This window comes from Pseudomonas imperatae, assembly GCF_057128625.1.
In genome coordinates this window covers 76097-95209 of sequence record NZ_JBSKHP010000013.1, presented here as the reverse complement: position 1 = coordinate 95209, position 19113 = coordinate 76097, and the positions used below count along the sequence as shown (strand labels likewise).

Sequence of the window (19113 nt, the reverse complement as noted above, 5' to 3'; positions counted from 1 at the left end):
GGAGTTGTAATGACATCGCGGTAGCATAAGCGGACGAGATCGCGAAGTTTACACAACCGACCTCGTCCCCTCATGCCACCGGCCAGCCCGGTGGCGATGTTCAATTCGATTCCAAGGAAGAGCCCCTGTCGTGACCGCCATTCAACTGATCGTTGGCCTGGGAAACCCTGGCCAGGAATACGAACAGACCCGGCATAACGCAGGGGCTCTTTTCGTTGAGCGCATCGCTGCCAAACAAGGCGTCAGTCTGGTAGCCGATCGCAAGTATTTCGGCCTGACGGCGCGTTTCAGCCATCAGGGCCATGATGTTCGCCTGTTGATCCCCACCACCTACATGAACCGTAGCGGCCAGGCCGTGGCGGCATTGGCGAATTTCTTCCGCATTCCGGTAGACGCCATTCTGGTGGCCCACGACGAACTCGACCTGCCCCCCGGCGTCGCCAAGCTCAAGTTGGGCGGCGGCCATGGCGGGCACAACGGCTTGCGCGACATCATCGCGCAGCTGGGCAACAACAACGGCTTCCACCGTCTGCGGCTTGGCATTGGCCACCCGGGTGTGGCCAGTCAGGTATCCAACTTTGTCCTGGGCCGGGCGCCACGCGCCGAGCAGGACAAACTGGACGCCAGTATCGATTTTGCCCTCGGCGTGTTGCCGGATATCTTCGCCGGCGAGTGGAATCGCGCGATGAAAAACCTGCACAGCCAAAAGGCCTGACTCCACGAAGAGGGAATCACCATGGGTTTCAATTGCGGTATCGTCGGCCTGCCCAACGTCGGCAAGTCCACACTGTTCAACGCCCTGACCAAATCGGGTATCGCGGCCGAGAACTTCCCCTTCTGCACCATCGAGCCCAACAGCGGTATCGTGCCGATGCCGGACCCGCGCCTGGCTGCCCTGGCTGCCATCGTCAACCCCAAGCGCATCCTGCCGACCACCATGGAATTCGTCGACATCGCAGGCCTGGTGGCCGGCGCCTCGAAAGGTGAAGGCCTGGGCAACAAGTTCCTGGCCAACATCCGTGAAACCGACGCCATCGCCCACGTGGTCCGCTGCTTCGAAGACGAGAACGTGATTCACGTCTCCAACAGCGTCGACCCCAAGCGCGACATCGAGATCATCGACCTGGAACTGATCTTCGCCGACCTGGACAGCTGCGAGAAGCAACTGCAGAAGGTTGCGCGCAACGCCAAGGGTGGTGACAAGGACGCCGTGGTCCAGAAAGGCCTGCTGGAGCAACTGATCGCCCACTTCACCGACGGCAAGCCTGCGCGCAGCCTGATGAAGAACATGGGTGTTGACGAGAAGGCGGTCATCCGCGGCTTCCACCTGCTGACCTCGAAGCCGGTCATGTACATCGCCAACGTCGCCGAAGACGGCTTCGAAGGCAACCCGCACCTGGACGTGGTCCGCGCCATCGCCGAAGAAGAAGGCGCCATCGTGGTGCCGGTGTGCAACAAGATCGAAGCCGAAATCGCCGAGCTGGACGACGGCGAAGAGAAGGACATGTTCCTCGAGGCCCTGGGCCTGGAAGAGCCTGGCCTGAACCGCGTGATCCGCGCCGGCTACGAACTGCTGAACCTGCAGACCTACTTCACCGCCGGCGTCGAGGAAGTCCGCGCCTGGACCGTCAAGGTCGGCGCCACCGCGCCACAGGCCGCTGGCGTGATCCACACCGACTTCGAAAAAGGCTTCATCCGCGCCGAAGTGATCGCCTACAACGACTTCATCCAGTACAACGGTGAAGCGGGCACCAAGGAAGCCGGCAAATGGCGCCTGGAAGGCAAGGAATACATCGTCAAGGACGGCGATGTGATGCACTTCCGCTTTAACGTGTAAGCGCGTTACGGCCATTCAAGAAGCCCCGGTCTCGCAAGAGCCGGGGCTTTTTCGTGTTTTCTGACCATTGAGGTCAGCCAATGCCAGTCATCTTTCGTAACCCAGTTTTCCTTGACGGAAAATGGGGCTGGCGGCACTATTCTCTTCAATCGCGCCCGATCCTCTGGTGCTGGCTTAGTCCGGCATTACGTTCGGGCCTTCTTATTTCTGGAGACATGGAAGTTGTTGACTCCAAAACCTTTCCGGAGCTATCCAGACCTCGTCACCCTCCTTACCGAGCGCAATATGCTCGTGGCTGACCCGGCCCGCGCAGAGCGAAAACTCGCCCAGTTAGGCTACTACCGCCTAAGCGGTTACTGGTATCCGGCACGCGAATTCGACAGAGATGCTGGAACGGGCCTGGCAAAATCATGCCCTGCTTCCGGCAAGCCGCTACGCAAGAATCTATTCGCAACGGGCACAACGTTTGAGGATGCGGTTTCCCTTTATCGATTCGACAAGCATCTTAGACTGCACATGCTGGATGCTATCGAGCGCCTGGAAGTCAATTTAAGAACGGTGATCGCTCATGTAGTGGGCTATCACCACCCCATGGCCTATACCGATGCCACATTCATCCAGCCCAAGCATGCCAATGACTTCATATCGCGCGGCAAAGTCAGGAACAAATGGATCGAATGGTCGACTCACCAACAGGTATTGCTAAAGCGCAGCACGGAAGACTCGATCGAGTGGCATCGTCGATCGGGGCGCCCAATCCCATTTTGGGTCGCCGTAGAAGCCTGGGACTTCGGCGCGCTTTCTCGCTATTTCGAAATACTGAAGGGCACGTACCAAAACCAGATCCTGGAACGGTTTGGTCTCAGCGACGCGCGAATCTTCGCGCGTTGGCTGCAAGAGATAAACCTGCTCAGAAACCGCTGCGCCCATCACACTCGTATCTGGAACCAGGTCTCTCCCAATCCGCTGTCCGCAGTTCCCAGCGAGTCCTATTTCACTGCGCTGAATCTGGATCGAAATGCGTTGACGCGGCTGTATGGTCTGGTCTGCATCATCTGGTTTCTGATGCAGAAGATCGCCCCACGCTCGAATTGGATCAATTCGGTAGCTGACTTGATTGATACCAAGCCAGCACTGCCGGGGTGCACCTTTGCATCGTTCGGATTGCCTGCCGAATCCGGATTCCCCCGAACGGCTTTCGGGATTTAGCTGCCGCCCGCCACGCCGTGCTGGAGTGGAGTAGACCTGGCGGCAATAGTTACAAGGTGCGTATGCGGTTAACGAGCGCTCGACCGCAACGACGGCAACACCTCACAACTCAACCACCGCCGCAACGCTCGGTTCTCTGGAATCAGGTGATATACCAACACGCAAACGCCCCGCAGTCACTGACCATCACCCGCTCCCGCGCATGCCCGCCACTCATCAGGGTAAGCGTGCACTGCTGGTCGGCGTCCAGCTTGGCAAGACGATGGTCGACCAGCCCAATGCCCATTAGCCGGCCCATGTCTTGGGCACATAGCCAGGCACGGTCGTTGATCAGCAGGATGCGGAGGATTCGTTCGTTGCGGTGGAAAACGGTGGGGGTAAGGCAAGACGAGGTACCAACTTCAATTTCCATATGCTTGTTCCATTTGCAACCGATGCAGCTTTTGCCGACATCGGTACAGGGCTAGATCGGCAGGCATAATTACCCGCCACGTATAACGCTCTGCTGGTATTCAGGTCGCTAAACCCGGCCATTTTCATGGCAGGGAAAGCCTATCCCGCACGCCCCACTCCGCGATATCCACCCACTTCCGGTTTTGCTGTAGGACGCTTCCCTACCACCGCATCAGATAGACCAACCTTGTCAACTTGATGCCCGTACCAGGAATGAAAAAGCCCCGGTCTCGCAAGAGCCGGGGCTTTTTGTTACACACTGCCCCGGGCGGGCAGATTGACCTCGTTCATGTTGACCTCTACCATCAGATCCAACACGGCCCCTCTCGGCAACGTCACTTCGTGATGCTGCTGCTGAGGGGTTTTTTAATGGCTGGCATTTTTACCACGATGCTTCCCACCCCTCGTGAAGCCCCATGCGCGCCTCTCTCGAACCGATACTTTGGCTCTGTGGGAACGCCTGCAACTGCTGCTTCATTCGCTGCGGCCAACTGGATCGCGGATATATCACCTGAATCAAATGACGAGTGACACACAGCAACAAATAACACCGCGCCAAGGCATGCCCTTTCCCAAGAAAATGAGTGACCCATGGCACCTCGGCCGCCTTGGGAAGCTTTGGCTGGTCAACAATATTTCGATTCCACAACCGGCTATGATGCGCACAAACGTTGCGTAGATAATTCAAACTACGTAACCACGAAGCGAAGATCCGACCGTTTGAAATCCCGTATTTGGACGAGATCGCGTCTTGGTCGCATGCCCTCATACCGTCGTACAGCGTGGACATCGTTCCAAAGTCCCAAGCTTCTGCTGCTATCCAAAGCGGTAGCTGCGATCCATACCTGGCTTTGCAGGCGAGAATGAAGTCCTCTCGCGAGCGACTTACCAATTGCTCATGGCGTAGCATCCAATCCTGATGCCTGCTAGCTCCAGTCCTGGGATTGATCCTGCCGCTGAACTCCCGATGGAGAAGATCAGGCTTTGTGTGCGCGAAGGGATGAAGCCCGCCAAGGTAATGACCAATATCAACCCTCAACGCTATTTCAATGCGCTCCAGGGCATCCAAGGCCAATAGGCGCAACTGCTTGTCGAAAACATAAAGATCAACAGCATCCTGAAAAGTGGCACCCGGCCTGAAAACATCGATGTCCACCGGCGTGCCAGTGGCCGTGGCCTTCCCTTCGAACGAAAGCTGATGAACCCGGTGGTCGCGTAATGCGTACCAGTACCCGCTCAACCGAAAATAACCTACCCGGCTTAGCCAGCTCACCGCCACAGCTTTGTCTGTGATGATCATTCCCCTTTCGGCCAGGTAGTCCAGCTGTTCATTAAAACTAGCCCAGGAATTACCGTACTTAACCATAGGTGGTTCCTTCCATGCCTTGGGTTACATCTGCCCTATCCAGAATTGCGGTCGGGGGAAACCCTGGTTGCTAAACGCCGCCACTTTGACCGCAGGGAAAGCCTATCCCGCACGCCCCACTCCGCGATATCCACCCACTTCCGGTTTCCCTGTAGGACGCTTCCCTACCTCCACCCGAGATAAACCGACTTGACGCCCGTAGCCGCTGCCGCCAGGCTGCGGCAGCGGCTACACCACCCACCCCAACAGACCACGGACATGGCCAAGAAAACCTCCACCTTCGACGACCTCATCTTCCTCGCCAGCAAGCTCCCCTGGTGGTCCAGCCTGATCCTGGCGGTGGCCTCCGGCGTGTACCTGCACGGCGTGGCCACGGCGCCCATCGCGGTGGTCAGCGACCCAGCGCAACTGCAATCGGTGATGACCCAAAGCCTGTTCAGAACCCTGGCGACCTTCGGCCAATTCCTGCTGCCACTCATCTTCGTCATCGGCGCCATCACCTCGGTCCTCGGCCGTCGCAAACGCCGCGAGCTGTTGAACACCGGCCATGCGGTGAACGACTTCACCTGGCAGGAATTCGAACTGCTGGTGGGCGAGGCGTTGCGCCGCCAGGGCTTCAGCATCGAGGAACGCGGCGGGGCCGGGCCCGATGGTGGTGTGGACCTGATCGCCCGCAAGGAGGGCGAGAAATACCTGGTGCAGTGCAAGCACTGGCGGGCGCTGCAGGTGGGCGTGCCGGTGGTGCGCGAACTGTACGGGGCGATGGCCGCGGAAGGCGCGGTGGGCGGTTTCGTGATTACCAGCGGCCGCTTCACCGAGCCTGCCCGCGAGTTTGCCAGCGGCCGCAACCTCAAGCTGGTCGACGGCCGCCAGCTGCGGCGCTGGATTGCCGCGGCGCAGAAACAGACAGTGCAGCCACCCAAACCTGCCGCTGCCCCAGTGCCGCCCCCCATGGTCGAGCCGCAACCCAAGGCGCCCGCCTGCCCCCATTGCCGCAAACCCATGGTGATCCGGGTGGCGCGCACCGGCCGCAACGCCGGCGGCAACTTCTGGGGCTGCAGCGACTACCCCAAATGCCGCGGCATGCGCGCCATCTTCCCGCAAACCCCGCCCCGTAGCAGCGGCCCCTAGGCCGCGTCCGGCCCCAACGCGCTCCCCAGGCAGACCGTGATGGGGCGGGACGCAGCCTTTGGCAGCTGCTACGGAATATTCAATTGATAAGCATTAGCAAATTTACTACTGTCGTGCCCTGCCCTTTTCAAGCGATCGTGGAAGCCTCATGTTCGAATTGCGCTCCGTCAGCTTCAAAGTCCCTGGCCGCACCTTGCTGCAACCGCTGGACCTGCAGATTCCCCACGGCAAGATGATCGGCCTGATCGGCCACAACGGTTCGGGCAAGTCGACGCTGATCAAGCTGCTGGCGCGCCAGCAGGTGCCCGCCAGCGGTGAGATTGTGCTGGACGGCAAGCCGCTGCCGGCCTGGGGCAACCGTGATTTCGCCCAGCAGGTGGCCTACCTGCCGCAGCAACTGCCGGCCGCCGACAACCTCACGGTGCGCGAGCTGGTGGGCTTTGGCCGCTACCCGTGGCACGGCGCCCTGGGGCGCTTCAGCGATGAAGACCGCGCGGCGGTGGAGCGGGCGCTGGTGCTGACCCACATCAGCGCCTTTGCCGAACGCCAGGTGGACCTGCTGTCCGGCGGCGAACGCCAGCGCGTATGGCTGGCGATGCTGCTGGCGCAGAACAGCCGCTTCCTGCTGCTGGACGAACCCACCTCGGCGCTGGACATCGCCCACCAGGTGGAAGTGCTGTCACTGGTGCACGACCTCAGCCGCCAGCTGGGCCTGGGCGTGCTGGTGGTGCTGCACGACGTCAACATGGCCGCGCGCTACTGCGACCACCTGCTGGCCCTGCACAGCGGCCGCCTGCTGGCCCAGGGCAGCCCCGCCGAGCTGATGCAGAGCGAGACCCTGGAGCGCATCTACGGCATTCCCATGGGCGTGATGCGCCACCCCGGCGACGGTTCGCTTATCAGCTACCTCGACTCGCCGGCCACTGTAGCGGGTATGGCAGGCTGAAGGCCGCGCCCCTGGCCAGCGACAGCGCGCTGCCCCAGCGCGCCGGGTCGAAGAGCATCTTGCGCATGGCGCTGTAGCAGGCCAGCGACGCCCAGATCATATGCGCCTGGGCCCCAGTGGCCTTGGCCGGCACTGCCTCGTCCACATTCACCACCGGCACCTGCACGCCGCGCCCGGCAAACGCCGCCTGGGCCCGGGCAGCGTTGTCGAACGGCACCACGCCGTCGCGGTCGGTACCGCACAGCATCATCGGCGTACGCGGGGTCCAGTCCAGCGTGCTGTTGCGCGCCAGGTCCTGCTGGAACGGCGTGTTCGGCTGCTCGACAAAGGCCTTGGCGAACGCCGGCTGGCGCACATCGTCAATGGAGCGCACCTGGTTGAACGGCGCCTGGCCGATCAGCGCGCGCAGCCCCAGCGGCCCGGGAAACGCACCCTGCACCGCCTGGGCATAAGGCGCCTTGAACACCTCCTCGGGCTGACCATAGAGGTTGCCGTACACCCGCTGCATGCCCAGCACCGTATAGGCCAGCAGGTACGGCGACAGCTGATTGGGCCCGGCACTGGTGACGCCGTTCCACGACTCGCGGAAGGTGTGCGGCAGGTCATAGGCGCCGGACATCGGCGCGCTGGCCACCAGGTTGAATTCGCCCAGGTGGTCGCGCTCGATGGCGCGCTGGGTGGCCATGGTCACGTGGCCGCCTTGGGAGTAGCCGCCGAGCATTACCTTGCCAGAGAAACTCACGCCCAGTTGCGCCCCCGCCAGACGCGCCGCGCGCAAGGCGTCGACCATGGTGCTGGCCTCTGAGTCGGCGTGCAGGTAGGGGTGGAAGGGATAGTGGGAGTTGCCCAGCCCCAGGTAATCGCTGGCGATGACCACGTAGCCACGGGCGGCGTAGACGGAATTAAGAGGGTAACCGGCGGAAGCGGCGGCCAGTTGCGCCTGTTGGCGATGACGATCGGTTTCGGTACCGCGGGCCCAGCCCAGCAGGGGCGCTGGTTGCTGGCAGGCGGCGCCGTCGGGCACCACCAGCGCGGCGGAGGCGTCGGCGGGTTCGCCCTTGACGCCGATGGTGCGGTATTGCACCGCTACCACTTTCACACCGCAGTCGACCTTGTCGACGAACGTCCTTTGGCTTTCCGTTGCCTGGTTGATCTGCGCGGCGCTGTAGCGCGCCACCTCCTTCACCTCCAGCAGCGTCCCGCGCTGCCCTGCCGTTGCATCCGCCTGGGCCGTTCCTGCGCCCAGCATGGCCAACCACGTGGTTATTGCACACACATATCGGGTTCGATCAGACACTGAAGCTCCTTGGTTAAACGCTCCTGACAGGCAGCCTTCATGGCCACCAGTGGGAGCTGGCTTGCCAGCGAGCTATTAAAAGCTCGCTGGCAAGCCAGCTCCCACACCAGCACTGCTACGCGGTCTGGCGCGTCGGCTCGCGAACCGGAGCGCCATCGAACGCCGACTTGAGATTCTCATGCAGCGCCGTCGCCACCTCCTCCGCGCGAATCGGCAGAATCGACAGCAGCGTATCGCTCAGGCCATGGCTGGACTGGCTGAAGCCCTGGATGAACACCGGCGCCTTCAGGCGCGGGTCGGCCTGCACACGGTACTCGCGGTTCACCTGGTATTCATCGAGGTACTCGGCCAGCGGCGCGAGGATCTGCTGGTGCGAGATGCGCTCGTAGCCGGTGGCCAGGATGATCGCGTCGTAGCGGTGCACCTCGGTGTCGCCGGTGGCCAGGTCGCGCAGCACCAGCTCGATACCGTTGGCATCGGCCTTGGCCGACTCGATCGAGCGCCGGCACAGGAAGCCGTGGCGCGGCTGGCCGGAGACCTTCTGGCGGTAGAAGATCGAGTAGATGCGCTCCACCAGGTTCAGGTCCACCACCGAATAGTTGGTGTTGTGGTACTCGTTGATCAGGCGCTCGCGCTCCAGCTCCGGCTGGTTGAACACCAGGTCGGTGTACTGCGGCGAGAAGATCTCGTTGACGAACGGGCTGTCGTCGGCCGGCTTCAGCACGGCGGCGCGCAGCACCATGTCGACCTGGGCGCTGGGGAAGCTGTCGTTGAGGTCGATGAACGCCTCGGCAGCGCTCTGCCCGCCGCCGATCACGGCAATGCGCATGGGCTGGCCGTTGGCGCAGGGCTGCTCGTTCATGCGCTCCAGGTAGCGCGAGTGGTGGAACACCCGGGCGTCGCCCTTAAGGGCCCTGAAAACCTCGGGAATGCGCGGCGTGCCGCCGGTGCTCAGCACCACCGAGCGGGTGTGGCGCACCTGTTCGCGGCCCTGGCTGTCCTGGGAAATCACCCGCAGTTGCTCGATGCTGTTGCCGCTGTGCACCGGCTCCACCGCCAGCACGTTCTCGCCGTAGGCGGACTGCTCGGTGAAGTGCCCGGCCACCCAGCGCAGGTAGTCGTTGTACTCCATGCGGCAGGGGTAGAAGGTGCCCAGGTTGATGAAGTCCACCAGGCGCCCGTGCTGATGCAGGTAGTTGACGAAACTGAAGGGGCTGGTGGGGTTGCGCAGGGTCACCAGGTCCTTGAGGAACGAGATCTGCAGCTCGCTCTGCGCCACCAGGGTGTTGCCGTGCCAGCGGTAGTCCTGCTGGCGGTCGAGGAACAGCGCGTCCAGGTGCCGGCCGCGCTTCACGCCCAGCTCTTCCAGGGCGATGGCCAGCGCGAGGTTGGAAGGCCCGAAGCCGATGCCCAGCACATCCAGCGGCGTGCTTGTAGTTACTGTTTGAGTCATCTCGCCAATACCTTTCGATCCATTAGTCGATTGGCACGAACACCCGTGGCGGCCCCAAGGGCGGCGCCAGGCGTATCGCCCAGGAACGGCGTCCCCTGTCGGAACGCTTACCCAAGTGGTGACGAGAAGCCTGTGGGAAAATTTAAACGGCACTCATTCGCGATATCCCCCAACGCCGCCAAGAAATTAATTTTTAAGGTTTTACCCCGCTCGTGCGTCCTATCTGGATATGAATCCCATTTGTGACGACAGCCCAATGACGCAGCCCAAGCCCCCCAAAGGTACGCTCTCCGAACTGTTCAGCCTGCTCAAGCCGTTCTGGCCCATCCTGGCGGTGTCCATCACCCTGGGCATCATGGGCGGCCTGAGCATCACCGCGCTGCTGGCCACCATCAACCAGAGCCTGCACGCCGACGGCCCCGCCGCCGGCACCCTGCTGCTGGCGTTCGGCGGCCTGTGCAGCCTGGCGCTGCTGGGCTCGATCTTCTCCGACATCGGCACCAACCACGTCGGCCAGCACGTGATCGCCAAGCTGCGCAAGGACCTGGGCAGCAAGATCCTCTCCGCGCCCATCGAGCAGATCGAGCGCTACAAGTCGCACCGGCTGATCCCGGTACTCACCCACGACGTCGACGTCATCAGCGACTTCGCCTTCGCCTTCTCGCCCCTGGCCGTGTCGCTGACCGTGACCCTGGGCTGCATGGGCTACCTGGCACACCTGTCGTTCCCGATGTTCGTCTGCACCGTGGTGGCGATCCTGCTGGGCACCACCGCCCAGTACTTCGCGCGCCTGAAAGGCATCCGCGGCTTCTTCGAGGCCCGCGAGGCCGAGGATGACCTGCAGAAGCATTACCGCGCCATCTCCGAAGGCGCCAAGGAACTGCGCATCCACCGCCCGCGCCGCTTCCGCGTGTACCGCGACCACCTGCAGAAGACCGTGGAGAAGATCTGCGACATCCAGCTGCGCTCGATCAAGCTGTTCGTGGTGGCCAAGACCTTCGGCTCGACGCTGTTCTTCATCGTCATCGGCGTGGTGCTGGTGTACCAGAGCCTCTACCCCAACACCGACAAGGCCACCCTCAGCGGCTTCATCCTGGTGCTGTTGTTCATGAAGGGCCCGCTGGAACACCTGATCGGCAACCTGCCCATCGTCAGCCGTGCGCAGGTATCGTTCCGCCGCATCGCCGAGCTGTCTGCACAGTTCGCCTCGCCCGAACCGCACCTGCTGCTGGAAGGCACGGTAAAACCGGCCACGCCGCTGCAAAGCATCGAGCTGCGTGACGCGCGCTACACCTTCCCCAGCGTAGAAGGCGTGACTCCCTTTACCCTGGGCCCGGTGAACCTGCGCCTGAACGCTGGCGAGATCATGTTCATCGCCGGCGAGAACGGCGCCGGCAAGACCACCCTGATCAAGGTGCTGCTGGGGCTGTACGCGCCGCAGCAGGGCAGCATCCTGCTGGACGGCAAGGAAGTGGGCGTGGAGAACCGCGACGACTACCGCCAGCTGTTCACCACCATCTTCGCCGACTACTTCCTGTTCGACGACCTGATGGGCCCCGACGAAAAGCTGCCCGACGAGGCCCACCAGTACCTCGACCGCCTGGAAATCAGCCACAAGGTCAGCATCCAGGACGGCAACTTCACCACCACCGACCTGTCCACCGGCCAGCGCAAACGCCTGGCCCTGGTGCAGGCGTGGCTGGACCACCGCCCGGTGCTGGTGTTCGACGAATGGGCCGCCGACCAGGACCCGGCCTTCCGGCGCATTTTCTACACCGAGCTGCTGCCGGACCTGCAACGCCTGGGCAAGACCATCATCGTCATTTCCCACGACGACCGTTACTTCCATATCGCCGACCGCCTGGTGCGCATGGAACCGGGGCGCATCTACGAAGACACCCGCCAGCAACACCCCGTGGAGGCCTGACAACGCGATCATGCACAGGCGCTCATTCCTGCAACTGATGGGCGTGGCGGCACTGGCGGCAAGCCCGCTGCTCCACGCTCAACCCCAGGCCCGGCGGGTAGCCCCGCTGGACTGGCAACTGGCCGAGATCATGCTCGGCCTTGGCGTTTCTCCGCTGGCCATTCCCAGCCTGGACATGTACCGCGCCCGCGTGCCGCAGCCGCCGCTGCCGGCCGGCGTGCTGGACCTGGGCGCGTCGTGGGAGCCGAGCCTGGAACTGCTGGCGCGGCTCAAGCCCGACCTGATCCTGCTCAGCCCCGTGCAGCAGATGGCCCAGGCGCAGTACGCCGCCATTGCCCCAGTGCGGGTGCTGGACGTGCCTACCACCCTTGCGCCCATCCCCCGTGGCCTGGCGGCCATCAGCGAAGTGGGCGAGTGGCTGCATTGCCAGCCCGAGGCCCAGGCCCTGGTGGCCAGCCTCGGCGCCCGCCTGGACGCTGCCCGCGCACGCATCCTCAGTCAACAGCACCGGCCGATTTACCTCGCGGACATCGACCAGGGCGGCAGCCACGTGCGCCTGTGGGGCCACAATAGCCTGCTGGGCGACGCCCTGGCGCGGGTCGGCCTGGTGAACGCCTGGGACGGCGAACTGGGCCCGGCCGGCTTCGCCCTGGTGCCGCTGGAACAACTGGTGGAACGCCCCGAGGCGCGCATGCTCTACCTGAACTTCGGCAAGGCCAGCCAGCGCTCGCTCAAGACCCTGAGTGCCAGCACCCTGTGGAACGTGCTGCCCTTCGTGCGCGAAGGACGCCTGAGCGCCATCCCGCCGACCTACGTATTTGGCGGCACGCAGACTGCGGCGCGCTTCGCCGAGCTGCTGGTGGAACACCTGCCCGCCGACCCGGAGTACGCCCATGGCTAGTTCCGCCCTCGATTACGCCGCCACCAAGACCCGCAACCCGCAGCAGCGGCGCTGGCTGCTGGTGGTCGGCTTGCTGGCGCTGGCCGCCGTGGCCCTGAGCCTGCACGGCCTGCTGCGCCACCTGCCGCCCGGCCTGTGGTGGAGCGCCGCCGTGCACCCCAGCGCCAGCGACACCGCGCAGCTGCTGGTGCACCACGCCTGGCTGCCGCGGCTGGCCGTGAGCCTGCTGGCCGGCGCGGCCCTGGGCCTGAGTGGCGCGCTGCTGCAAAGCATTTTGCGCAACCCGCTGGCCGACGCATCCACCCTGGGCATTTCCGCTGGCGCCAACCTGATGCTGGTGGTGGGCCTGCTGTTCGCCCCCGGTCTGCTCGACCAGGGCCGCACCCTGCTGACCAGCGCCGGCGGCGGCCTGGCCATGCTGCTGGTGTTCGCCCTGGCCTGGCGCCAGGCGCTGGCGCCGCTGGCGGTGGTGCTGGCGGGCCTGATTATTGGCCTGTACTGCGGCGCCCTGGGTTCGATCATGGTGCTGTTCAACCACGAATACCTGGGCGAGCTGTTCGTCTGGCAGACCGGCAACCTGGCCCAGAACGGTTGGGGCCTGACCCGCGACCTGACCTTCAGCCTGATCCCCGGCATGCTCGCCGCGCTGCTGTTGGTGCGGCCGCTGGACGTGCTGCAACTGTCCGACGAAAGCGCGCGCAGCCTGGGCCTGTCGCTGTCCTGGAGCCGCACCCTGGGCCTGGCCCTGGCGGTATTCCTCAGCACCACGGTGGTCAGCCACATCGGCATGGTCGCCTTCGTCGGCCTGGCCGCGCCGGCCCTGGCGCGGCTGCTCGGTGCCCGCCGGCTGCACCAGCAGCTATGGTGCGCGCCGCTGTTCGGCGCGCTGCTGCTGTGGCTGGCCGACCAGGTCATCCAGAACTTCGCCCCGCTGCTGCCCACTGGCACGGCCACCGCGCTGCTGGGCGCGCCGTTGCTGTTGTGGCTGCTGCCGCAGATGCGCCGCAGCCTGCACCCGCCGCGCAGCACGCCCGATGCCCAGCAGCCCAAACCGCGCCACCCGGCACGCATCCTCGCGGTGAGCGCCGTGGCCCTGGTGGTGTGCCTGGCGTTGGCCCTGACCCTGGCCCCCGGCCCCAGTGGCTGGGCCTTCAGCAGCGTCAGTGAAACCCTGCAACTGCTGCCCTGGCGCGCCCCTCGGCTGTTCGCCGCCATGGCCGCCGGCGCCATGCTGGCCATGGCCGGCACCATGATCCAGCGCACCACCGGCAACGCCATGGCCAGCCCCGAAGTGCTGGGGGTCAGCTCCGGCGCCGCCCTGGGGGTGATCCTGGTGTTCCTCGCCAACCTGCCGCTCAACCCCGGCGTCATCCTGCTGACCGCCAGCGCCGGCGCGCTGGTCACCCTGCTGATTCTGTTGTCGTTCGGCTGGCGGCATGGCTTTTCACCCGAGCGGCTGCTGCTCACCGGCATCGCCCTGGCGACCATCTCCGGGGCGTTCTCCAGCATCATCCTGGTCAGCGGTGACCCGCGCCTGGGCACCCTGCTCAGCTGGATGGCCGGCTCCACCTACCGGGTCAGTGCGCCCCAGGCAGTGGTCGCCTGCGCCGTAGCGCTGGTCGGCCTGGCCCTGGCGCCGCTGATCCGCCGCTGGCTCGACTTGCTGGCCCTGGGCCCCAGCACCGCCAGCATGCTCGGCCTGAACCTGGGCCGCAGCCGCCTGGCGCTGCTGACCCTGACCGCGTTGCTGACCGGCGCTGCCACCCTGGTGGTCGGCCCGCTGAGCTTCGTCGGCCTGATGGCGCCGCACATGGCGCGCCTGCTGGGCCTGCGCCGGGCGCTGGTGCAGCTGTACGGCGCAGCGCTGCTGGGGGCGCTGCTGATGGTGGTGGCCGACTGGCTGGGCCGCACGCTGATCTTCCCCTGGCAGATCCCGGCCGGGCTGCTGGCCACCTTTGTTGGTGGGCCGTACTTCATGTGGCTGATGATCCGCCGCCGGGGTGGCGCATGATCGCCGCCTTCGCCAGCGCCTTTCCCGGGCCACTGGCCGGGGTCGGCGAGTCGCTGGCGCTGGCCGACGGCGCCGCGCCTGGAATCGTCCTCAGCGACCTGCTCGACCCGCAGCGCTACCAGCCGCCGCTGGCAGCCTTCGCCCAGCGCTACCCCGGCGGCGACACCAAGGCGCTGGTGTCGCTGTGGACGCAATGGTACTTCTCGGTGCTGGTGCCACCAGTGGTCATCCTCGACCTGCTGCAGGACCGCCAGTTGCCCCTAGGCCTCGACCACACCCGCCTGCACCTGGATGCCGAAGGCAACCCGCAGCGGGTCGAGCTCAGCGACGACGGCCAGGTGCGCCAGCCGCGCTCGGCGTTCGAGCGCTTCGCGCCACTGGTGTTCGAGCACCTGGCGCCGCTGTGCGCCACCCTCGCCCAGTTCAGCGGCCTGTCGCCGCGCGTGCTGTGGAGCAACGCCGGGGTGCGCGTGGCCTGGGCCGTGGGCGTGGTCGCCCGCCACCCGCTGGGCGGCGCCGCACGCGCGGCGCCGGGGCGTGAGCTGCTCAGCGCCAAACAGTGGCCGAACGGCTGCAGCAACCCGCTGTTCGAACCCGTGCGCTTCGCCGTGCCCGATGACGAAACCAGCGCCAGCACCCGCCGCGTGTGCTGCCTGCGCTACCGCCTGGACAGCGTGGATTACTGCCCGTCCTGCCCGTTGCCAGCCAATCGGCGGCAGTGCAAAAAAAAGTGAAAAAATCATTCTGGTTTTGCTTGCGGGTTTCGTCTTATTGGAAACGATTCTTATAAGCTAACCTTAACGAGTGCTAATAATGTTCGAGTTTCGACACAACAAAGGGCGTGAAACACAAGGATCCGGTTTCACCAAGACCCTGTTGGCGGCAAGCCTGGCCCTGGCCGCGTACAGCGCCCAGGCCCTGGCGGCACCGGTAGCCGTGCACATCCCGGCGCAACCGCTGTCCAATGCGTTGATGCAGTTCGGCACCCAGACCAACATGCAGGTGCTGTTCAGCGCCGACTCGATCAAAGGCCGCAACAGCCTCAGCGTTGACGGCACCATGGAGCCACAACAGGCCCTGGAGCAGATGCTGCGCGGCACCGGCCTGCGCTACGAAGTGAACGGCAACACCATCACCGTGGGCGCCGCTACTGCCGATGGCAACGCCATGCTGCTGCAGAACGTCAACATCAACGCCGCCGGCGATGGCAGCGGCTACACCCCCGAATACAGCATCGTCGCCAAGCGCACCAACACCGCGACCAAGACCGACACGCCCATTGGCGAGACCCCGCAGTCGATCTCGGTGGTCACCCGCAAGCAGATGGACGAGCAGGCCGTGCAGGACGTCAGCTCCGCCGTGCGCTACACCCCCGGCGTGTTCGGCGAATACACCGGCGCCAACAACACCCGCGAACAGTTCCGCATCCGCGGCTTCTCGCCCTACGTGTTCCAGGACGGCCTGCAACTGCCCTACGGCGAGAGCGGCCAGGGCGGCATGTCCGAACCCTACGGCCTGGAAAGCGTAGAGGTGCTGCGCGGCCCGGCGTCTATGCTCTACGGCCAGAGCCGCCCGGGCGGCCTGATCAACCTGACCAGCAAGATGCCCACCAGCACCCCCTACCACCAGATCCAGGTGCAGGGCGGCAGCTATGACCTCAAGCAGCTGGGCTTCGACTTCGGCGGCCCCATCGACGACCAGGGCGTGTTCAGCTACCGCCTGACGGGCCTGGTGAAGGACAGCGGCACCCAGGTCGACCACGTGCAGAACAACCGCAACTTCATCGCCCCGGCGTTCACCTGGCGCCCCAACGACGACACCTCGCTGACCGTGCTGGCCAACTACCAGCGCGACTGGGGTGGCAGCACCGAGCAGTACTACCCGGAGTCGGGCACCCTGCACCACTCCCAGTACGGCAAGATCTCCAGCGACACCCTGCTGGGTGACAGCGACTTCGACAAACTCCGCCGCGAAAGCTCGCAGCTGGGCTACCTGTTCGAGCACCACTTCAACGACGTCTTCACCTTCCGCCAGAACCTGCGCTACAGCCAGGTCAACATCGAGAACCGCACCGCGTTCGGCAACGGCTACGTCAACGAAGCCACCAGCCCGAACCTGTCGCGCCTGACCTCGGACATCAAGCGCAACCTGCAGATCTTCAACGTCGATAACCAGCTGGAAAGCAAATTCAACACCGGCGCGCTGGAGCACACCCTGCTCACCGGCCTGGACTACCGCCGCAGCACCCTGGACAACAACGTGGTGAACAGCAGCTACACCACCACCAACCCCTACGCCGGCGGCAACAGCAGCGGCACGCGCACCAACATCTACACCTCCCGCGACATGTACCAGGTACAGAAGCAGACCGGCGTGTACGCCCAGGACCAGATCAAGCTGGACCACTGGCTGTTCACCCTGGGCGGGCGCTTCGACTGGGCTGACTCGGAAAGCCACTACCGTCCCGACCGCAGCAACGCCACCAACCGCTACATCGACCAGGACAACCACAAGGGCACCTACCGCTACGCCGTGGCCTACCTGTTCGACAACGGCGTGATGCCCTACTTCAGCTACTCGCAGTCGTTCGACCCGCAGCTGAACACCGCGGTCAGCGCCGCCACGCCGATCTTCAAGCCCACCGAGGGCGAGCAGTACGAGCTGGGCATCAAGTACCAGCCGCCGGGCCAGGACAGCTACATCACCGCCTCGGTGTACAAGCTCAAGCAGAAGAACGTGACCACGGCTGACCCGACCAACATCAACAACACCATCCAGATCGGCGCCGCCGAAAGCCGCGGCTTCGAACTGGAAGGCAAGGCCGTGCTGAGCAAGAACCTCGACCTGCTGGCGTCCTACACCTACACCGACAGCGAAGTGACCCGCACCGGTTATGTCACCTCGTCGTACACCGACAAGGGCAACGAACTGCCGTTCACCCCACGCCAGCAAGCCTCCGCGTGGCTGGACTACACCTTCCACGAAGGCCTGATGGACGGCCTCGGCGCCGGCCTGGGCGCGCGCTACACCGGCGACCTGTGGGGCAGCAGCGTGTCCTCGCCATCGGCGGTGTACAACCGCATCGAGACCGGCAACTTCACCATCGTCGACGCCGCCGTGCACTACGACCTGGGCAAACTGTCGAGCAAACTGGACGGCACCAAGGTGGCGGTCAACGCCAGCAACCTGTTCGACAAGGAATACGTGGCCAGCTGCAGCAACTACGCCGCCTGCTACTACGGCCCGCGCCGCAACGTGATCGCGACCTTGAGCTACAACTGGTAAGCGCCCCCTGCGGCACAAAAAACGCCAGCCCCTTGCGGGGTTGGCGTTTTTTTTTGGCGGGTGATTGCGGCGTCTGGGGACGCTGTTTTGTGGGAGCTGGCTTGCCAGCGAGCTTTGATGGCCCCAACAGCTCGCTGGCAAGCCAGCTCCCACAGGATGTAGCAGCTGCGTCAGGCGGCGGTCCTGCGTTGCTCCAGGACGCGGCCTGCGGCCGCTGCTACAGGGGGCGGTGTACGCAGGATTTCGCGTAGGCCGCGCGCCTGCGCAGCTACGGCAGCGGCTACAGATTCGCGTAGCAGCTGCCGAAGGCTGCGTCAGGCTTTCGCGTGGAGCGCCTGGGCGAGCACGGCGGTGAAGGTTTCGTAGAGGGGCAGCGCCGCCGGGGTGATGCTGGCCATGCGCAGGAAGTCGTGGGTCAGGTCGGCCTGGCAGTGCAGGGTCACCGGCACGCCGGCGGCGCGCAGGTGGGCGGCGTAGGCGCGGCCTTCGTCCAGCAGCGGGTCGAAGCCGGCCACGGCGATGTAGGCCGGGGCGGTGGCCGGTGGGATCGCGGCGCGCAACGGCGAGGCGCGCCAGTCGCTGCGTTGCTCCACGTCGGGCAGGTAATGGTCGTAGAACCACGCCAACGTCGGCGTCTCCAGCAGGTAGCCCTGGTCGAACAGGTCGGCCGAGGTGGTGCTGCCGGCCGCATCGGTCACCGGGTAGAACAGCATTTGCAGGCACGGCTGCACAGGCAACCCGCCCTGCCCCGCCGCAATCGCCGCCACCGTGGCCAGGGTGGCGCCGGCGCTGTCGCCGGCCAGGGCTACGCGGTTGCGGTCCAGGCCCAGGGCCGGCGCCTGCTCCCACAACCACACCAACGCGTCCTCGGCGTCGTTCACCGCCGCCGGGAACGGCTGCTCCGGCGCCAGCCGGTAGCCCACCGACAGCACCGCGCACGGCGTGCGCCAGCAGAACTCGCGGCACACCTGGTCATGGGAATCGAGGCTGCCCACCACGTAACCGCCACCGTGGTAGTACACCAGCACCGGCCACGGCTGCCGTCGTTCCGGCACATCGGCGGGCATGTACAGCCGCGCCGGCACCTGGGCGCCGTCGCGGCCGCTGAACCGGTGCTCGCTGACTGTCACCGGCCCCGCCACCGGCCAGCCCAGCTCCTGGGTAGAGCGTTCGAATTCGGCGCGCGCCTGCGCCACTGTCTGTTCGTGCATTGCCGGGCGCCCGGCGTCGCGGCCCTCGTCCACCAGGTCGAGAAAGGCCGCCAGTTCAGCGTTCAACGCCATTGTCTGTTTTCCAT

Annotated in this window: 15 protein-coding genes; 10 read left to right on the top strand and 5 right to left on the bottom strand. The window is 64.7% G+C overall.

Annotation, left to right across the window (positions count from 1 at the left end):
* The first annotated feature begins 130 nt into the window (after positions 1 to 130).
* The 3 genes from pth (at position 131) to ACWKWX_RS17625 (ending at position 3046) form a co-directional block, all read left to right on the top strand.
* Positions 131 to 715 carry an aminoacyl-tRNA hydrolase gene (gene pth, locus ACWKWX_RS17635; RefSeq protein ID WP_416422506.1) on the top strand — a complete coding sequence of 195 codons (585 nt, stop codon included), beginning with the start codon at positions 131 to 133 and terminating at the stop codon, positions 713 to 715.
* A gap of 21 nt (positions 716 to 736) precedes the next feature.
* The gene (gene ychF / locus ACWKWX_RS17630; protein WP_416422505.1) at positions 737 to 1837 is read left to right on the top strand and encodes a redox-regulated ATPase YchF; all 1101 of its coding nucleotides are present in this window, start codon (positions 737 to 739) and stop codon (positions 1835 to 1837) included.
* A gap of 222 nt (positions 1838 to 2059) precedes the next feature.
* Positions 2060 to 3046: an Abi family protein gene (locus ACWKWX_RS17625; protein WP_483828473.1), complete on the top strand. Its 987-nt coding sequence runs from the start codon at positions 2060 to 2062 to the stop codon at positions 3044 to 3046.
* A 142-nt stretch (positions 3047 to 3188) separates the two neighbouring features.
* Here the strand turns inward: ACWKWX_RS17625 and ACWKWX_RS17620 are convergent, their stop codons facing one another.
* Positions 3189 to 3458, bottom strand: a complete 270-nt coding sequence (locus ACWKWX_RS17620) for a BRO-N domain-containing protein (RefSeq protein ID WP_483828472.1) — start codon at positions 3456 to 3458, stop codon at positions 3189 to 3191.
* A 423-nt stretch (positions 3459 to 3881) separates the two neighbouring features.
* Complete coding sequence (locus ACWKWX_RS17615) at positions 3882 to 4865, bottom strand: Abi family protein (RefSeq protein WP_483828471.1); 984 nt, start codon at positions 4863 to 4865, stop codon at positions 3882 to 3884.
* Positions 4866 to 5123: 258 nt separating this feature from the next.
* On the opposite strand from ACWKWX_RS17615, the gene ACWKWX_RS17610 reads away from it, so the two are divergent.
* Positions 5124 to 5996, top strand: coding sequence for a restriction endonuclease (locus ACWKWX_RS17610; protein ID WP_483828470.1), 873 nt, complete (start codon positions 5124 to 5126; stop codon positions 5994 to 5996).
* A 148-nt stretch (positions 5997 to 6144) separates the two neighbouring features.
* Entirely contained in the window at positions 6145 to 6942 is a 798-nt protein-coding gene (locus ACWKWX_RS17605) for an ATP-binding cassette domain-containing protein (protein ID WP_483828469.1), read from the top strand.
* On the opposite strand, the gene ACWKWX_RS17600 is transcribed toward ACWKWX_RS17605, so the two are convergent.
* Together ACWKWX_RS17600 and ACWKWX_RS17595 are read right to left on the bottom strand one after the other, a co-directional pair.
* Positions 6896 to 8191, bottom strand: coding sequence for a lipase family protein (locus ACWKWX_RS17600; RefSeq protein ID WP_483828468.1), 1296 nt, complete (start codon positions 8189 to 8191; stop codon positions 6896 to 6898). The two genes, ACWKWX_RS17605 and ACWKWX_RS17600, sit on opposite strands and share 47 nt — an antisense overlap.
* A gap of 163 nt (positions 8192 to 8354) precedes the next feature.
* A complete protein-coding gene (locus tag ACWKWX_RS17595; RefSeq protein WP_483828467.1) occupies positions 8355 to 9692 on the bottom strand; it encodes a lysine N(6)-hydroxylase/L-ornithine N(5)-oxygenase family protein in 1338 nt (445 codons plus the stop codon).
* Positions 9693 to 9948: 256 nt separating this feature from the next.
* Here ACWKWX_RS17595 and ACWKWX_RS17590 point away from each other — a divergent pair, with 256 nt between their 5' ends.
* The 5 genes from ACWKWX_RS17590 (at position 9949) to ACWKWX_RS17570 (ending at position 17816) form a co-directional block, all read left to right on the top strand.
* A complete protein-coding gene (locus ACWKWX_RS17590; RefSeq protein WP_483828466.1) occupies positions 9949 to 11619 on the top strand; it encodes a cyclic peptide export ABC transporter in 1671 nt (556 codons plus the stop codon).
* A 10-nt stretch (positions 11620 to 11629) separates the two neighbouring features.
* Positions 11630 to 12520, top strand: coding sequence for an ABC transporter substrate-binding protein (locus tag ACWKWX_RS17585; RefSeq protein ID WP_483828465.1), 891 nt, complete (start codon positions 11630 to 11632; stop codon positions 12518 to 12520).
* A complete protein-coding gene (gene fhuB / locus ACWKWX_RS17580) occupies positions 12513 to 14531 on the top strand; it encodes a Fe(3+)-hydroxamate ABC transporter permease FhuB (protein WP_483828464.1) in 2019 nt (672 codons plus the stop codon). The genes ACWKWX_RS17585 and fhuB overlap by 8 nt, the downstream gene beginning before the upstream one ends.
* The gene (gene fhuF / locus ACWKWX_RS17575) at positions 14528 to 15265 is read left to right on the top strand and encodes a siderophore-iron reductase FhuF (protein WP_483828463.1); all 738 of its coding nucleotides are present in this window, start codon (positions 14528 to 14530) and stop codon (positions 15263 to 15265) included. The genes fhuB and fhuF overlap by 4 nt, the downstream gene beginning before the upstream one ends.
* A gap of 79 nt (positions 15266 to 15344) precedes the next feature.
* Positions 15345 to 17816, top strand: a complete 2472-nt coding sequence (locus ACWKWX_RS17570) for a TonB-dependent siderophore receptor (protein ID WP_416422493.1) — start codon at positions 15345 to 15347, stop codon at positions 17814 to 17816.
* Positions 17817 to 18130: 314 nt separating this feature from the next.
* Here ACWKWX_RS17570 and ACWKWX_RS17565 read toward each other — a convergent pair whose 3' ends face one another.
* Positions 18131 to 19099 (bottom strand): alpha/beta hydrolase, encoded by a 969-nt coding sequence (locus ACWKWX_RS17565; RefSeq protein WP_483828462.1) that lies wholly within the window; start codon positions 19097 to 19099, stop codon positions 18131 to 18133.
* Positions 19100 to 19113 lie beyond the last annotated feature (14 nt).

What these genes read in the sequence shown, in the direction of transcription:
- ACWKWX_RS17615 (WP_483828471.1), bottom strand. Translation starts at nt 4,865, where the DNA reads ATGGTTAAGTACGGTAATTCCTGGGCTAGTTTTAATGAACAGCTGGAC.
- ACWKWX_RS17620 (WP_483828472.1), bottom strand. Translation starts at nt 3,458, where the DNA reads ATGGAAATTGAAGTTGGTACCTCGTCTTGCCTTACCCCCACCGTTTTC.
- ACWKWX_RS17565 (WP_483828462.1), bottom strand. Translation starts at nt 19,099, where the DNA reads ATGGCGTTGAACGCTGAACTGGCGGCCTTTCTCGACCTGGTGGACGAG.
- fhuF (WP_483828463.1), top strand. Translation starts at nt 14,528, where the DNA reads ATGATCGCCGCCTTCGCCAGCGCCTTTCCCGGGCCACTGGCCGGGGTC.
- ACWKWX_RS17610 (WP_483828470.1), top strand. Translation starts at nt 5,124, where the DNA reads ATGGCCAAGAAAACCTCCACCTTCGACGACCTCATCTTCCTCGCCAGC.
- fhuB (WP_483828464.1), top strand. Translation starts at nt 12,513, where the DNA reads ATGGCTAGTTCCGCCCTCGATTACGCCGCCACCAAGACCCGCAACCCG.
- ychF (WP_416422505.1), top strand. Translation starts at nt 737, where the DNA reads ATGGGTTTCAATTGCGGTATCGTCGGCCTGCCCAACGTCGGCAAGTCC.
- ACWKWX_RS17605 (WP_483828469.1), top strand. Translation starts at nt 6,145, where the DNA reads ATGTTCGAATTGCGCTCCGTCAGCTTCAAAGTCCCTGGCCGCACCTTG.
- ACWKWX_RS17595 (WP_483828467.1), bottom strand. Translation starts at nt 9,692, where the DNA reads ATGACTCAAACAGTAACTACAAGCACGCCGCTGGATGTGCTGGGCATC.
- ACWKWX_RS17590 (WP_483828466.1), top strand. Translation starts at nt 9,949, where the DNA reads ATGACGCAGCCCAAGCCCCCCAAAGGTACGCTCTCCGAACTGTTCAGC.
- ACWKWX_RS17600 (WP_483828468.1), bottom strand. Translation starts at nt 8,191, where the DNA reads ATGCTGGGCGCAGGAACGGCCCAGGCGGATGCAACGGCAGGGCAGCGC.
- ACWKWX_RS17570 (WP_416422493.1), top strand. Translation starts at nt 15,345, where the DNA reads ATGTTCGAGTTTCGACACAACAAAGGGCGTGAAACACAAGGATCCGGT.
- ACWKWX_RS17585 (WP_483828465.1), top strand. Translation starts at nt 11,630, where the DNA reads ATGCACAGGCGCTCATTCCTGCAACTGATGGGCGTGGCGGCACTGGCG.